Source organism: Tepidicella xavieri, from assembly GCF_004363315.1.
Lineage (GTDB): Bacteria > Pseudomonadota > Gammaproteobacteria > Burkholderiales > Burkholderiaceae_C > Tepidicella > Tepidicella xavieri.
This window is the reverse complement of sequence record NZ_SNYL01000022.1, coordinates 23,833-38,076: the sequence shown is the minus strand read 5'-3', so window position 1 is coordinate 38,076 and position 14,244 is coordinate 23,833. Positions and strand designations below refer to the sequence as shown.

The window sequence follows — 14,244 nt, the reverse complement described above, 5'->3', positions numbered from 1 at the left end:
AGGGCTGCCAGGGGCTGGAAATGCGGATCCAGCCGGTTGAAAGCCGACGCAGGCAGAGCCTCGGCTGCTTCGATGGGCACTTTTTCAACGGCCTGCTAGGAGTTTCCCTAGGTCTGTTCACAGGAGGTGGCATGGTGCAACGCAATGGCTTGCGGCAGCGGGCCCGCGCGCTCAGTGACGAGGAATTCGCCCGCATACCCTGGATGCAGCGGCTGTCGCCCTCCGAGCAAGACAAGGCCCGCGCGGGCATGATGGTGACGCTGGCGCAGCCCGGCGATTTCATTTGCCGCATCGGCCGGCCTGTGACCTACTGGTTTGGCCTCATGGAGGGCTTGCTGAAGATGAGCAACGACGACAGCCAGGGGCCGATCATGACTTTCGCGGGCCTGGCGCCGGGCGGCTGGTTCGGCGAGGGCACGGCGCTGAAGCGCGAGATTTATCGGTACAACGTGCAGGCCCTGCGCAAGAGTTGGGTGGCGGGCTTGCCGGTGGAGACGTTTCACTGGTTGCTGGACCACTCCATCGGCTTCAACCGCTTTGTGATGTGGCAGCTCAACGAACGGCTGGGGCAATTCATCGCCGCGCGCGAGATCGATCGCATCACAGACCCCGATGTCCGCGTGGCGCGCAGCTTGGCCAACCTGTTTCATCCGGGGCTCTTTCCCAGGGTGGGGGGGATGTTGCGCATCACGCAGCAGGAGCTGGCGTATTTGGTGGGCTTGTCTCGGCAGCGGGTGAACCAGGCGCTGGCGGTGCTGGATGAGGCCGGCTTGATCGAGGTGGCCTACGGCGGCCTGAAGGTGCTGGATTTGGCGCAGCTGCGCTCCTTCGCCGGCCATCGGCTCGGCGACGACATCGGTCTGCCTCGATAATCAGGGACCCTGACCGGGCGGTTGTGGCCGCCCACGCTGACCATGAGACGTCCCCCTCCTTCTGCCCGCCATTCCGACCGCGCTCCCGCGCGGGTCCCCGCACCCGTGACCGAGCCTGTCAGTGACGCGGCAGTGCAAGGCGTGGTGCGGCTGAACAAGCGGCTGGCCGACCTGGGGCATTGCTCGCGACGTGAGGCCGACGAGTGGATTGCCCGCGGCTGGGTCCGGGTCAATGGCGCGGTGGCCCAGGTGGGGCAGCCGGTGCGAGTCACCGATCGCATCGAGGTGCTGCCCCAGGCCCGCGCCCAGCAGCAGGGGCGTGTGACCATTCTGCTGCACAAGCCCATCGGCTACGTCAGCGGTTTGCCGGAGGATGGGCACCCGAGCGCGGCGGTGTTGGTGCAGCCGCGCCACCGCTGGAAAGACGACCGCACGCCGCGCCGTTTCGAGGCCGCCCATGCCCGGGGGCTGGCTCCTGCGGGTCGGCTGGACATCGATTCCACCGGCTTGCTGGTGTTGACGCAGGACGGCCGTGTGGCCAAAGCCCTGATCGGAGAGGACTCGGACGTCGAGAAAGAGTATCTCGTGCGGGTGCACTACGCGCCGCACGGCCCCAAGGGGCCGGGGCTGGTGGCCAGCGATGTGCAGGCCGCCTTGCCGCCCGAGCGGCTGGCCTTGCTGCGCCACGGCCTGAGCCTGGATGGCCATGCCCTCAAGCCGGCGCAGGTCGAGTGGCAGAACCCGGAGCAACTGCGCTTTGTGCTGCGCGAAGGGCGCAAGCGGCAAATTCGTCGCATGTGTGAGCAGGTCGGCCTGCATGTGGTCGGGCTCAAGCGCATCCGCATCGGGCGCATCGTGCTGGGGGCGCTGCCCTTGGGGCAGTGGCGTTATCTGGGGCCGCACGAACGCTTCTGAGGAGGCGGCTCTCTCGATGCCCTCTTGAAATCGGCGCCTGGGCCCACATTTCAGGGAAGTCTGCGGGCCGCAGGTCCGCGCATGGTGGTTGATTGACCTGATACCCTGACCGACGATTCCATGAGCAAACATACCCATGCCTTTCAGGCCGAGGTGGCGCAGCTGCTGCACCTCGTGACCCACTCGCTGTATTCCAACAAAGACATTTTTTTGCGCGAGCTGGTCTCCAACGCGTCGGACGCGTGCGACAAGCTGCGATTCGAGGCTTTGAACAACCCGGCCCTGTACGAGGACGCCCCCAATCTGGAGGTGCGCGTCCGCTTCGACAAAGCGGCCAAGACCCTCACCATCACCGACAACGGCATCGGCATGAGCGAGGCCGAGGCCATCGAGCACCTGGGCACCATCGCCAAGAGCGGCACGCGCGAGTTCATGAGCCGGCTCAGCGGTGACCAGAAAAAGGACGCCCAGCTCATCGGCCAGTTCGGGGTGGGGTTTTACTCGGGCTTCATCGTGGCCGACCAGATCACCGTGGAAAGCCGCCGCGCCGGGCTCAAGCCCGAAGAAGGCGTGCGCTGGGTGAGCAGCGGCACGGGCGACTTCCAAACCGAAACCATCACCCGCGCCGAGCGCGGCACCAGCGTCATCCTGCACCTACGCGACGACGCCAGCGAATACCTCAACCGCTGGAAGCTCAAGCAGATCATCGGCAAGTACTCCGACCACATCAGCCTGCCCATCCTCATGCAGAAGGAGGAGTGGGACAAAGACAAGGGCGAGTACGTGCTCACAGACGAGTGGGAGGCGGTCAACAGCGCCAGCGCCCTGTGGACGCGGCCCAAGAAGGACATCAGCGACGAGCAGTACATCGAGTTCTACAAAAACCTGAGCTACGACACCGACGCGCCGCTGGCGTGGAGCCACCACCGCGTCGAGGGCAGCAGCGAATACACGCAGCTGCTCTACATCCCGGCCAAGGCCCCGCACGACCTGTGGAACCGCGACCGCAAGGCCGGCGTCAAGCTCTACGTCAAGCGCGTCTTCATCATGGACGATGCCGAGGCCCTCGTGCCGGCGTACCTGCGCTGGGTCAAGGGCGTGATCGACTCGGCCGACCTGCCGCTGAATGTCAGCCGCGAGCTGCTGCAGGAAAGCCGCGACGTCAAGGCCATCCGCGACGGCAACACGCGCCGTGTGCTGTCCATGCTGGAGGATTTGGCCAAGAAGGACGTGCTGCCCACCGGCGAGGCGTGGGAGCAGCTCAGCGCCGACGAGAAGGCCGAGGCCGAGCGGCAGGCCGGCAAGTACAGCCGCTTCTATGCCGAATTCGGCCCCGTGCTCAAGGAAGGGCTGGGCGAGGACTTTGCCAACCGCGAGCGCATCGCCAAGCTGCTGCGCTTTGCCTCCACCCACAGCGACGCGGTCAGCGTGAGCCTGGCCGACTACAAGGCCCGCATGAAGGAGGGTCAGGAGGCCATCTACTACATCACCGCCGACACGCTGGCCGCGGCCAAGAACAGTCCGCAGCTCGAAGTCTTCCGCAAGAAGGGCATCGAGGTGCTGCTGATGACCGACCGCGTCGATGAATGGGCGCTGTCGTTCCTGCACGAATTCGACGGCACCCCGCTGCAGAGCGTGGCCAAGGGCGCGGTGGACCTGGGCAAGCTGCAGGACGAGGAAGAAAAGAAAGCGGCCGAACAGGCGGCCGAGACCTTCAAGCCCGTGCTCGACAAGCTCAAGGACGCCCTCAAGGACAAGGCCAAGGATGTGCGGGTGACGGCGCGGCTGGTCGATTCGCCCGCCTGTCTGGTGGTGGAGGACGGCGAATACTCCATGCAATTGGCGCGCCTGCTCAAGCAGGCAGGCCAGAAAGCGCCGGAGGTCAAGCCCATCCTGGAGGTCAACCCCAGCCATGCGCTGGTGCAAAAGCTCGAGTCGCACCCGCGGTTCGAGGACCTGGCCCACATCCTGTTCGACCAAGCGCTGCTGGCCGAAGGCGGCCTGCCGGAAGACCCGGCCGGCTATGTGCGCCGCGTCAACGCGCTGCTGGCTTGAGTGACGGGGCCGCTGCCGGCGCGGCCCGGCCTCATTCCAGCGTGGCGGCGAATTCCAGAATGGCTTTGTGGTCGGGGGGCAGCGCGGTGAATTTGATGCCTTCCTCGACCAGCAGGTGGCGCAGGTCTTTGTCCACCTGCAGGGCCTGGGCTTCGTCCTGCAGGCGGCCGCTGCGGATGTAGGGCTTGTCCAGGTCGCGCTGCACCAGGATGTTGATGTTGTTGAACTGCTTGTACCAGGCCAGGATCTGCTGGCGCGTCTTGGGCACGTCGCAGACGTTGTCCGGGTAGTGGGCGTTGTAGTAGAGGAGCTGGGGCAGGGCGCCTTCGGTCACCAGGAAGGCGACCTGGCCGTCGAGCACCTCCAGCATGCGGTACTGCATCAGGGCGATGCCGTACTGGTTGCGCAGGGCGTCGGTGTCGCGCTGCCAGACCAGCATCTTGCCGATTTCGGGCACTGTCTCCACGGTCTTGTGGCGCAGATGCAGCTTGAGCACGATGGCCGAGGAATACAGCGATTTGTCGCAACCGGGCCCGCCGATGATGTTGATGACTTTGGTGGGGTAACGCCGCAACTTGGCCTCGGGCAAGGCGGTGGGCACGTAGCCCGCAATGGTGGCGCTCATGTCGGTCCTCCTGCTGCGCACGGGCGTGTGCTCATGCTACCAGAGGTTCGTCTTCCATGGCAGCCACCTGTTCATGCAGCGTGCGGGCCTGCTCCAACCAGTAGTCGCTGTGCCCGAACCAGGGGAAATGCCGCGGAAAGGTGGGGTCGCTCCAGCGCCGGGCCAGCCAGGCGCTGTAGTGGATCAGGCGCAGTGTGCGCAGCGGCTCGATCAGGGCGAGCTCGCGCCGGTCGAAAGGGCGCATCGTCTCGTAGCCGTCGAGCAAGGCGCCCAATTGGCGTTGCCGCTGGGCGCGGTCGCCGCTGAGCAGCATCCAGAGGTCTTGCACGGCGGCGCCGGTGCGGGCGTCGTCGAGATCGACGAAGTGCGGGCCGCCGCCGGGCCGCTCGGCAGGCGTCCACAAGATGTTGCCCGGGTGGCAGTCGCCGTGCAGGCGCAGTGGCGTAAACGGCGTGCGCGACCAGATGGCATCGACCACCTCCAGGGCCGCCTCGGCCGCGGCGAGCCAGGCGGCGCGGGCTTCGGCAGGGATGGCCTCGTGGGCCCGCAGCCAGGCCACGCTCTCATGGCCGAAGTGCTGCGGGGTCAGCGCCGGGCGGTGCCGGAAAACGGCCTGCTCACCCACTCGGTGTAGCCGGGCCAGAAAGCGCCCGATCCATGCCAGCACGTCTAGGTCCTCCCATTCCGGGGGGCGGCCGCCGCGCCAGGGGCTGACGCTGAAGGCAAAGCCGGCGTGGTGGTGCAAGGTGCGGCCGTGCGCATCGAGTGGCGGCACGACGGGCACTTCGGCGGCGGCCAGCGCCAAGGCCAGGGCATGTTCCTCCTCGATCTGGGCGTCCGTCCAGCGCCCGGGCCGATAAAACTTGACCACCACGGCCCGGCCGTCTTCCAGGTGCGCCAGATAGACGCGGTTTTCATAGGAGTTCAGCGCTGTCAGCCGGCCGTCGCCATGCAGGCCGATGCGCGCCAGGGTGTCGAGGACGACGTCGGGGGTCAGGAGGTCGTAGGGATGGGAGGACATGAGACGGATTGTGCCTGGATGGGGTTGTTTATCATCGGCGCATGACCAAGTCCATCCGCCCCCGGCGCGATGCCATCGATGCCTTGCCCGAGTTGCTGCCTGGCCAGTCGATCGAACTGCTCAAGGAACTGCACATCCTCACCCGCGATGGCCGGCTGAACCAGGACACGCGGCGCAAGCTCAAGCAGGTGCAGCATCTGGTGCAGTTCATCGCGCCGCTGATCGATGACGTGATCCAGGCCCGTGGCGACGTGTCGCTGGCCGACCACGGCGCGGGCAAGTCTTACCTGGGCTTCATGCTGTACGACTGGGTGCTGCGCCCGCGCGGCGTGGGCACGGTGTATGGGGTGGAGACGCGCGCCGAACTGGTGGAGCGCTCGCGCACGCTGGCGCAGCGGCTGGGGTTTGAGCGCATGCGCTTCGTGGCCGCCACGGTGCAGGAGGCCACCACCTCGGCCGCCCTGCCGGACCGGGTGGACATCGTGACCGCCCTGCATGCCTGCGACACGGCCACCGACGATGCGATTGCCTTCGGTCTGGCCAAAGGCGCCCAGCATATGGTGCTGGTGCCGTGCTGCCAGGCCGAGGTGGCCAGCGTGCTGCGCAAGCACAAGGCGTTGAGCCTGTCGCGCACGCCGTTGAGCGAGATTTGGCGGCATCCGCTGCACACGCGGGAATTCGGCAGCCAGATCACCAACGTGTTGCGCTGCCTGCAACTGGAAGCCCACGGCTATCAGGTCACGGTCACGGAGCTGGTGGGGTGGGAGCATTCGATGAAGAATGAGCTCATTCTGGCGCGCAAGGTCGGGCGCGGCAAGGCCAGTGCCCGCGAGCGCTTGCTGCAAGTGCTCGACGAGCTCAATCTGCAAGAACTACGGAGCCGCTTCGCGGTCTAGTGCCCATGGACGATTTGCCTTTCCTGATGTCATCCATCGCCTGGCCTGTGGTGCTGCTGCTGGCCTGGGTAGTGGGGGAGCGCCTGCACAGCCTGTGGAAGGTGCCGCGGGTGTCGAGTTACGTAGCGGTCGGGCTGCTTGCCGGGCTGGCGGGGCAGCCTGGCATGAATGTGGAGCACGTGGGCTTTTCTTTCCTGGCCAATGTGGCGCTGGCCCTGGTGCTGTTCGAATTGGGTTACCGCATCAATCTGCGCTGGTTTCGCCACAACCCCTGGGTACTGGCCGTGGGGTTGGTCGAGTCGTTCGTCACCTTCGGGCTGGTGTACTGGGCCTCGGGCTGGTTCGATCTGGCCTGGGAGGTGCGGCTGATCATCGCGGCGCTGGCGGTCTCGGCGTCTCCGGCCGGCATCGTGCGGGTGGCCAACGAATTGCGGGGTGCCGGGCAGGTCACCGAGCGGGTGATGCACCTGTGCGCCATCAATTGCCTGGTGGCGGTGATGCTGGTCAAGATCGTGGTGGGGTATTGGCACCTGAGCACGTCTGGCGACTGGGTCATGGCCAGCCTGGGCAGCATCTATGGGCTGTTCATCGCCGTGGCCCTGGGGGGGGCGCTGGGGGTGTTGGTGCCCCTGCTGATGCGCTCGCCCGACATGCGCAGCCATGGGGCGACGGTGCTGTTCGCGCTGGCCGTGCTGTTGTTGACCACGGCCGCGTTCGCGCTCAAGGTCTCGCCGCTGCTGGCGGCGCTGAGTTTTGGCATCGTGGCGCGGGAGCGTCGGGTGCAGCTCACCAACGCCCAGCGGGACTTTGGCTCGGTGGGCGATTTGCTCGGCATGTTTCTGTTCGTGTACGTGGCCGCGCTCATCGACTGGGGCCATGTCTGGACGACGATCGGCATGGCAGTGGTGCTGCTGGCGTTGCGCGTGGCCTCCAAGGTGGCGTGCAATCTGGCGGTGGCCCGGCTCAGCGGTATCACCACCCGCAAGGGCTGGCTCACGGGGCTGGCGCTCACCCCCATGTCGGCGTTCGCCATTTTGCTGCTGGAGCAAAGCCGCCTGACCGGCTTTGAGCCCGCGGTGGCGGCGTTTGCCGCGCTGGCGGCCATGATGGCGCTGCAGGAGCTGTTCGGCCCTTGGGTCACGCAACGCAGCCTCATGGCGGCTCACGAAACCCACGTCACGGCCGAGACCGTGTCCAAGTCCTGATCCCGCGGGAGCCCGGCATGCCTCTGGAAACCTTCAAAGCCTCCGATTCCCTGACCTTGGGGGTGGAGCTGGAGTTGCAGCTCGTCAATACCTACGACTACGACCTGTCCAGCAGCGCCGACGATTTGCTGGAGCTGTTGGCCCGCTCGCCGTTTCCGGGCAGCGTCACGCCTGAAATGACGCAGAGCATGATCGAGGTGGCCACCGGCATCCACACCGAGCACGGCCCGTTGCTGGCGCAGCTGCGCGCCATCCGCGACACGCTGGTGCAGGCCTGCGACCGGCTCAACATCGAGCTGGCCGGCGGCGGCACCCACCCTTTTCAGCGCTGGTTCGAGCAGCGCATCTTCAGCAAGCCGCGCTTTCAGCAGCTTTCCGGGCTGTATGGCTATCTGGCCAAGCAGTTCACCGTGTTCGGGCAGCACGTGCATGTGGGGTGCAGTTCGCCCGATGAAGCCCTGTTCCTGCTGCACGCGCTCAACCGCTATGTGCCGCATTTCATCGCGCTGTCGGCGTCATCGCCCTATTCCCAGGCGGTGGACACGCTGTTCGATTCGGCCCGGCTCAATTCGGTGTTCGCGTTCCCGCTGAGTGGCCGGGCCCCGTTCGTGCTGAGCTGGGACGAGTTTGCCAACGGCTACTTCACCAAAATGGAGAGCACCGGGGTGGTCAAGTCCATGAAGGATTTTTACTGGGACATCCGCCCCAAGCCCGAGTACGGCACCATCGAGCTGCGCGTCTGTGACACCCCGCTGACGGTGGAGCGCGCCGCCGCGCTGGCTTGCTACCTGCAGGCGTTGTGCCGCCACCTGCTGGAGCGCCACGAGCCGCCCCCCGAGGAAGACGATTACCTCGTCTATACCTACAACCGCTTTCAGGCCTGCCGCTTCGGGCTCGACGGCATGATGGTCAACCCCAAGACGCGCGAGCAGATCAGCATCCGCGAGGACATTCTGGCCACCCTGCGCAAACTCGCCCCCCATGCCGAGGACCTCAACGGCGTGGCCGCGCTCGACGAGGTGGAGCGCGCCGCCGCCCGCGACGGCAACCATGCCTCCTACTTGCGGCGCTGCTATGCAGAGTCCGGCAGCATCCAAGGGGTGGTGCGGGCGGCGGTGGAAGCGCTGCGCCGTCCGTGCTAACCTGATTGCCCAACGAAATCCATTCCCCAGGAGCCCCCATGCCCGGCCTGCTGCCCCACATCGATCCCGACGGCTTGCTCGAATTTTCCGTCGTCTATACCGATCGCGCGCTCAACCACATGTCGCAGCGGTTCCAGGGCGTGATGCGCGACATTTCCGCCATCTTGAAGGCGGTCTATGCCGGCCATGCGACGGTGCTGGTGCCAGGCAGTGGCACCTTTGGCATGGAGGCCGTGGCCCGGCAGTTCGCCACGGGCCAGAAGGTGTTGGTCATCCGCAACGGCTGGTTCAGCTACCGCTGGACGCAGATTTTCGAGATGGGCTCGATCCCCGCTCAAGAAATCGTGCTCAAGGCGCGGCGCGTCAACGATGATCCGGAATCGCCCTGGGTGCCCTGCCCGATCGACGAGGTGGTCGCCACCATCCGCCGCGAGAAGCCGGCCGTGGTGTTTGCCCCCCATGTGGAAACCGCCAGCGGCATGATCCTGCCCGACGACTACTTGCAGGCGGTGGCCGAGGCGGTGCACGAGGTGGGTGGGCTGTTCGTGCTGGACTGCATCGCCTCCGGCGCGATGTGGGTGGACATGCGTGCCACCGGCGTGGATGTGCTGGTCAGCGCGCCGCAAAAGGGCTGGAGCGGCTCGCCAGCGTGCGCCATGGTGGTGCTGAGCGAGCGGGCGCGCGCCGCCATCGAAGGCACCACCAGCACCAGCTTCGCTTGCGATCTGAAAAAATGGCTGCAGGTGATGGAAGCGTATGAAAAAGGCGGACACACCTACCACACCACCATGCCCACCGACGCCTTGGCGCGGCTGCGCGACGTGATGCAGGAAACCCGTGACTACGGGTTCGACAAGGTGCGGCAGGAGCAGATCGAATTGGGCGCTCGGGTGCGCGCGTTGCTGGAAAGCCGAGGCATCCGCAGCGTGGCCGCCGACGGCTTCAAGGCTCCTGGGGTGGTGGTGAGCTACACGCGCGACCCGGAGATTCAGAACGGCAAGAAATTCCTGGCCTTGGGGCTGCAGACCGCCGCCGGCGTGCCCTTGCAGTGCGATGAACCCCCGGGGTTCAGTACCTTTCGCATCGGTCTGTTTGGGTTGGAGAAGCTCCACCACGTGGAGCGCACCGTCGCGCACCTGGCCCAGGCGCTGGACCGCCTCGGCCTGCAGCCCGTGGCGCAGCCCGCTGGCGCCGTGGCCTGAGTCGGCCACAGCGCGCGGGTGGCTGCTCAGGTGGCAAAGCGCCGGCGCGTCAGCGCCAGCGCGATCCAGAACGCGCCCACCGCATAGGCCACCAGCACGCCCAGGTGCAGCCAGGCGCTGCTGGGCCACTGGTCCATGAACAGCGGGCGCACCAGTTGCACGGCGTGCGTCAGCGGCAGCAGGTTCGACAGCCACAGCACCGCCTCGGGCAATTGCTCGCGCGGGAAAAACACGCCACTGAGGAACATCATGGGCGTGAGGAACAGCGTGAAGTAATAGGTAAAAAAGTCGTAACCCTTGGCCAGCGCGTTGAAAATCAGCGCGATGCAGCTGAACGTGATGCCCACCAGCAGCAGCACCGGCCAGGCCACCAGCAGCTTGGGGCTGTGGCTGATGCCCAGCGCCAGCATCACGCCCAGGATGGCCGTGGCCGTGAACAGCGCCTTGAACGCCGCCCAGAGCATTTCGGCCAACAGCACGTCGTCGAGCGTGACCGGGGCGTTCATGATGCCGTCCCACGTTTTTTGCACATGCATGCGCGAAAACGCCGAGTACAGCGCCTCGAAGGTGGCCGCGTTCATGGCGCTCATGCAGATGCTGCCGCTGGCCAGAAACAGGATGTAGGGCACGGCCAGCAGAGCGCCGTCGGCGGTGGTGACTTGCACCTGCCCCACCAGCGCGCCCATGCCGTAGCCGAAGGCCACGAGCCAGATCAGCGGTTCGGCGATGTTGCCCACCAGGCTGGGCACGGCCAGCTTGCGCCATACCAACAGGTTGCGCAGAAACACTGGCCAGAAGCGCCAGGACAAGGCGGGGGCGCGCCAATGGCTACGGGGCCTGGGTGGCGATGACGTGGCGCGGGCGGTGTTCAATGTCGGTTCATTCATGGCGCTAGGTGGGTCAGCCGTCCTCGCGAATCTGGCGGCCGGTGAGCTTGAGGAACAGGTCCTCCAGGTTGGCTGGGCGGTGCAAGGTGCGCAGGTGATGGTGCTGGGCCAGTTCGGCCAGCAGCGGTGCGGCGTGGCGGGTGTAGAAGAAGGCCGTCTCGCCGCTGACTTCCACGCGGCTGGCCCGCGCGGCCAGGGGGGATTGGGCCAGGGCTTGCGCCTCCTGGCCGCTGCCGCCATAGACCTCCACCACCTCGGGCTCCAGGTGCTCGGCAATCAGGGCGCGTGGCGGGCCCTCGGCGATCTTGCGGCCATGGTCGATCACCACCAGGCGATGGCACAGCCGCTCGGCCTCGTCCATGAAGTGGGTGGTCAGCAGGATGCTTTTGCCCTGTTGCAGCAGTTGTTGCAGGCGTTCCCACATCAGGTGCCGGGCTTGCGGGTCCAGCCCGGTGGTCGGTTCGTCGAGCAGCAGCAGTTGCGGGTCATTGACCAGCGCCCGCGCCAGCGACAGCCGCCGGCGCATGCCGCCCGAGAGCTCCCCCGGCCTGGCGTGGGCTTTGTGGCTGAGGGCGGCAAACTCCAGCAACCCGGGAATGCGCTGGCGCAGGCTCGCCGCGGACAGGCCGAAATACCGGCCGAAGACGAGCAGGTTCTCGGCGCAGGTGAAATCCGGGTCCAGTGTGTCGAACTGGCTCACCACGCCCAGTTGCGCCTTGATGGCCTGGGCCTGGGCGGGCATGGGCAGGCCCAGCGCCGTGATCTGGCCGGCATCGGGCACCGTTAGCCCCAGGCACATGCGGATGGTCGTCGTCTTGCCGGCCCCGTTGGGGCCGATGAGGCCCAAGCACTCGCCGGGCGCGATGCCGAAGCTCAGGTCGTCCACCACGGTTTGGGTGCCGTAGCGCTTGGTCAGGTGTCGGGCGTCGAAAAGCAGTGACATGGGCCGCGAAGGGGCGTCGGTAAAATCAGGCATTTTGCATCGGAAGGGAAAGCCCCGTGTCTGACCGGCTGGCCGTCTGGCCCCAGTACCTCATGCCCAAGCAGGCCTTGACCGCGCTGGCCGGCGCGTTGGCGCGTCGGCCATTGGGCGGGCTGACGCAGGCCGCGATCCGCCGTTTCGTGGCCCGCTATGGCGTGGACATGGCCGAGGCGGCCGAGCCCGACGTGACCCGCTACGCCACCTTCAATGATTTCTTCACCCGCGCTTTGCGGCCCGACGCCCGCCCCTTGGCGCCCCAAGGGCTGCTCTGCCCGGTGGATGGGGCCATCAGCCAGTTCGGCCCGATGGAGCGCGGCCAGATCGTTCAGGCCAAAGGGCATCGCTATTCGGCCACGGCCTTGCTGGGCGGGGATGCCGAGCTGGCTCAAGCTTTCGATGATGGCGCGTTCGCCACGCTGTACCTGAGTCCGCGCGACTATCACCGCATCCACATGCCGTGCGCGGGTCGCTTGCGCCGCATGATCCATGTGCCTGGCGCGCTGTTTTCGGTCAACCCGGCCACGGCCCGGGGCGTGCCCGGCCTGTTTGCTCGCAATGAGCGGGTGGTTTGTGTGTTCGAGGGCGAGCACCTGGGGCGGTCCTTCCCCTTTGTGATGGTGCTGGTGGGGGCGACCATCGTGGGCAGCATGGCCACGGTGTGGCACGGCATCGTCAACCCGCCGCGGCCCGGCGTGCTGCGCGACTGGCGCTATGACGACCCAGCCATTCAGCTGGCGCGCGGCGCCGAAATGGGGCGCTTCCTGCTGGGCTCCACCGTGGTGTTGCTGTTTCCCCAGGGCCTCATTCGCTTCAACCCGGCCTGGGCGCCCGCGCGCGCCATCCGCATGGGCGAGCCGATGGCGGATTGGGTGCCGCCCTCGGTCTGAGGGCGCTCACTGAAACGCCACTTCCGCAAAGCTGCGCAGCTTGCGGCTGTGGAGCTGGTCCACGCCCCCGGCACGCAGCCGCTCGATGGTCCGGATGCCGATGCGCAGGTGTTGGTCCACCCGCTCGCGGTAGAACGCGTTGGCCATGCCAGGCAGCTTGATCTCGCCATGCAGCGGCTTGTCGCTGACGCACAGCAGCGTGCCGTACGGCACCCGGAAGCGGAAGCCGTTGGCAGCGATGGTGGCGCTTTCCATGTCCAGCGCCACGGCGCGGCTCTGGCTGAAGCGGCGTTGTGGCGTGTTGCCGGGCAGCAGCTCCCAGTTGCGGTTGTCGGTGCTGGCCACGGTGCCGGTGCGCATGACGCGCTTGAGCTCGCCGTGGCTCAGGCCGGTGACGTCGGCCACGGCGGCTTCCAGGGCTTGCTGGATTTCGGCCAGGGCCGGGATGGGCACCCACAGCGGCAGATCTTCATCGAGCACATGGTCTTCGCGCACGTAGGCGTGGGCGAGCACGTAGTCGCCCAACTGCTGGCTGTTGCGCAGGCCGGCGCAGTGGCCCAGCATCAGCCAGGCGTGCGGGCGCAGCACGGCGATGTGGTCGGTGGCGGTCTTGGCGTTGCTCGGCCCCACGCCGATGTTGACCATGGTGATGCCGCTGCGGTCGGCCCGCAGCAGATGGTAGGCGGGCATTTGCGGCAACCGTGCGGGCGCAGCGCCGGGGCTGCCGTTCCACAAGGGCTGTAGGGCTTGCAGGGCTTCGGCGGTCAGCCCGGCGCGCGGCGTCACGACATTGCCCGGCTCGATGAAAGCGATGTAGTCGCTCTCGGGGCGGGCCATTTCGGCATGGCCCAGGCGGATGAATTCGTCGATGTAGAACTGGTAGTTGGTGAACAGCACGAAGTTCTGGAACCAGGCCGGCGCGGTGCCACAGTAGTGACGCAGCCGCTGCAGGGAGTAGTCCACGCGCGGGGCGGTGAACAGGGCCAGCGGCTGGGGCTCGTTCGGGCCGGGCTCGAAGGTGCCGTTGGCGATGCCGTCGTCCATCACGGTGAGGTCGGGCAGGTCGAACACGTCCCGCAGCACGGCGCGGTGGGCCGGCGTGAGGTCGCCCTCGACATGGTCGTCCTCGGCATAGGCGAAATGCACCGGCATGGGCTGGTGGCTGACGCCCACTTCGAGTTCGCCGCCGTGGTTGTCCAGCAGCAGGCGGAACTGCTCCAAGTAGTAGTCGGCGAACAGGTCGGGGCGGGTCAGGGTGGTCTCGAACCGCCCCGGGCCTGCCACGAAGCCGTAGCTCAAACGGGCGTGCCCGCCACTGCTGGGCAGCCGCGCCGCACTGTGGGCATGCAGGCGCACGAAGGGGTAGCAGGCGCGCACCCGTTGCGCCGGCTGGCCCGGCTGGGGCGCGGCCGCATGCACGAAAGCCTGCATGGCCGCTTGCAGGTGCTCCACCGCCTGGCGGTACAGCGTTTGCACATGCGCCAGGGCGGCGGCGGGGTCGCGGAAACGTTGGGGTGGGGTGAAATCGGGGGTGTGTAGCATGGTCCTATTCTGC

13 protein-coding genes are annotated in these 14,244 nt (G+C 66.8%); 8 read left to right on the top strand and 5 right to left on the bottom strand.

Going from position 1 to position 14,244, the window contains the following annotated elements; all coding sequences use genetic code 11:
- Nucleotides 1-131: 131 nt before the first annotated feature.
- The 3 genes from DFR43_RS13065 (at nt 132) to htpG (ending at nt 3,842) form a co-directional block, all read left to right on the top strand.
- The gene (locus DFR43_RS13065) at nt 132-872 is read left to right on the top strand and encodes a Crp/Fnr family transcriptional regulator (RefSeq protein WP_133599417.1); all 741 of its coding nucleotides are present in this window, start codon (nt 132-134) and stop codon (nt 870-872) included.
- A gap of 105 nt (nt 873-977) precedes the next feature.
- Nucleotides 978-1,787 carry a pseudouridine synthase gene (locus DFR43_RS13060; protein ID WP_245988939.1) on the top strand — a complete coding sequence of 270 codons (810 nt, stop codon included), beginning with the start codon at nt 978-980 and terminating at the stop codon, nt 1,785-1,787.
- A 120-nt stretch (nt 1,788-1,907) separates the two neighbouring features.
- Nucleotides 1,908-3,842 (top strand): molecular chaperone HtpG, encoded by a 1,935-nt coding sequence (gene htpG / locus DFR43_RS13055; protein WP_133599412.1) that lies wholly within the window; start codon nt 1,908-1,910, stop codon nt 3,840-3,842.
- A 31-nt stretch (nt 3,843-3,873) separates the two neighbouring features.
- On the opposite strand, the gene DFR43_RS13050 is transcribed toward htpG, so the two are convergent.
- Nucleotides 3,874-4,467, bottom strand: a complete 594-nt coding sequence (locus DFR43_RS13050; RefSeq protein WP_133599410.1) for a hypothetical protein — start codon at nt 4,465-4,467, stop codon at nt 3,874-3,876.
- Nucleotides 4,468-4,498: 31 nt separating this feature from the next.
- Nucleotides 4,499-5,488 (bottom strand): serine/threonine protein kinase, encoded by a 990-nt coding sequence (locus tag DFR43_RS13045; RefSeq protein WP_133599408.1) that lies wholly within the window; start codon nt 5,486-5,488, stop codon nt 4,499-4,501.
- Nucleotides 5,489-5,529: 41 nt separating this feature from the next.
- On the opposite strand from DFR43_RS13045, the gene DFR43_RS13040 reads away from it, so the two are divergent.
- The 4 genes from DFR43_RS13040 to DFR43_RS13025 are packed head-to-tail and all read left to right on the top strand — an operon-like array spanning nt 5,530 to nt 9,933.
- Nucleotides 5,530-6,384 (top strand): class I SAM-dependent methyltransferase, encoded by an 855-nt coding sequence (locus tag DFR43_RS13040; protein WP_211338669.1) that lies wholly within the window; start codon nt 5,530-5,532, stop codon nt 6,382-6,384.
- Between the two features lie 5 nt (nt 6,385-6,389).
- Nucleotides 6,390-7,589: a cation:proton antiporter gene (locus DFR43_RS13035; protein WP_133599406.1), complete on the top strand. Its 1,200-nt coding sequence runs from the start codon at nt 6,390-6,392 to the stop codon at nt 7,587-7,589.
- Between the two features lie 17 nt (nt 7,590-7,606).
- Complete coding sequence (locus DFR43_RS13030; protein WP_133599403.1) at nt 7,607-8,731, top strand: YbdK family carboxylate-amine ligase; 1,125 nt, start codon at nt 7,607-7,609, stop codon at nt 8,729-8,731.
- A 38-nt stretch (nt 8,732-8,769) separates the two neighbouring features.
- On the top strand, nt 8,770-9,933 hold the full coding sequence (locus tag DFR43_RS13025) for an aminotransferase class V-fold PLP-dependent enzyme (protein WP_133599401.1): 1,164 nt from the start codon (nt 8,770-8,772) through the stop codon (nt 9,931-9,933).
- Between the two features lie 26 nt (nt 9,934-9,959).
- Here DFR43_RS13025 and DFR43_RS13020 read toward each other — a convergent pair whose 3' ends face one another.
- The gene (locus DFR43_RS13020; protein ID WP_133599399.1) at nt 9,960-10,820 is read right to left on the bottom strand and encodes an ABC transporter permease; all 861 of its coding nucleotides are present in this window, start codon (nt 10,818-10,820) and stop codon (nt 9,960-9,962) included.
- Nucleotides 10,821-10,833: 13 nt separating this feature from the next.
- The gene (locus tag DFR43_RS13015; protein WP_133599397.1) at nt 10,834-11,763 is read right to left on the bottom strand and encodes an ATP-binding cassette domain-containing protein; all 930 of its coding nucleotides are present in this window, start codon (nt 11,761-11,763) and stop codon (nt 10,834-10,836) included.
- A gap of 56 nt (nt 11,764-11,819) precedes the next feature.
- Between DFR43_RS13015 and asd the strand changes: the two genes are divergently transcribed.
- Nucleotides 11,820-12,689 (top strand): archaetidylserine decarboxylase, encoded by an 870-nt coding sequence (gene asd / locus DFR43_RS13010; protein WP_133599395.1) that lies wholly within the window; start codon nt 11,820-11,822, stop codon nt 12,687-12,689.
- Between the two features lie 6 nt (nt 12,690-12,695).
- On the opposite strand, the gene DFR43_RS13005 is transcribed toward asd, so the two are convergent.
- Nucleotides 12,696-14,231, bottom strand: a complete 1,536-nt coding sequence (locus DFR43_RS13005; protein WP_133599393.1) for an AMP nucleosidase — start codon at nt 14,229-14,231, stop codon at nt 12,696-12,698.
- Nucleotides 14,232-14,244 lie beyond the last annotated feature (13 nt).

Excerpts from the sequence above, each read along its gene's own strand:
- DFR43_RS13005 (WP_133599393.1), bottom strand. The coding sequence starts at position 14,231 with ATGCTACACACCCCCGATTTCACCCCACCCCAACGTTTCCGCGACCCC.
- DFR43_RS13015 (WP_133599397.1), bottom strand. The coding sequence starts at position 11,763 with ATGTCACTGCTTTTCGACGCCCGACACCTGACCAAGCGCTACGGCACC.
- DFR43_RS13030 (WP_133599403.1), top strand. The coding sequence starts at position 7,607 with ATGCCTCTGGAAACCTTCAAAGCCTCCGATTCCCTGACCTTGGGGGTG.
- DFR43_RS13050 (WP_133599410.1), bottom strand. The coding sequence starts at position 4,467 with ATGAGCGCCACCATTGCGGGCTACGTGCCCACCGCCTTGCCCGAGGCC.
- DFR43_RS13040 (WP_211338669.1), top strand. The coding sequence starts at position 5,530 with ATGACCAAGTCCATCCGCCCCCGGCGCGATGCCATCGATGCCTTGCCC.
- DFR43_RS13025 (WP_133599401.1), top strand. The coding sequence starts at position 8,770 with ATGCCCGGCCTGCTGCCCCACATCGATCCCGACGGCTTGCTCGAATTT.
- DFR43_RS13035 (WP_133599406.1), top strand. The coding sequence starts at position 6,390 with ATGGACGATTTGCCTTTCCTGATGTCATCCATCGCCTGGCCTGTGGTG.
- DFR43_RS13045 (WP_133599408.1), bottom strand. The coding sequence starts at position 5,488 with ATGTCCTCCCATCCCTACGACCTCCTGACCCCCGACGTCGTCCTCGAC.
- htpG (WP_133599412.1), top strand. The coding sequence starts at position 1,908 with ATGAGCAAACATACCCATGCCTTTCAGGCCGAGGTGGCGCAGCTGCTG.
- DFR43_RS13065 (WP_133599417.1), top strand. The coding sequence starts at position 132 with ATGGTGCAACGCAATGGCTTGCGGCAGCGGGCCCGCGCGCTCAGTGAC.
- DFR43_RS13020 (WP_133599399.1), bottom strand. The coding sequence starts at position 10,820 with ATGAATGAACCGACATTGAACACCGCCCGCGCCACGTCATCGCCACCC.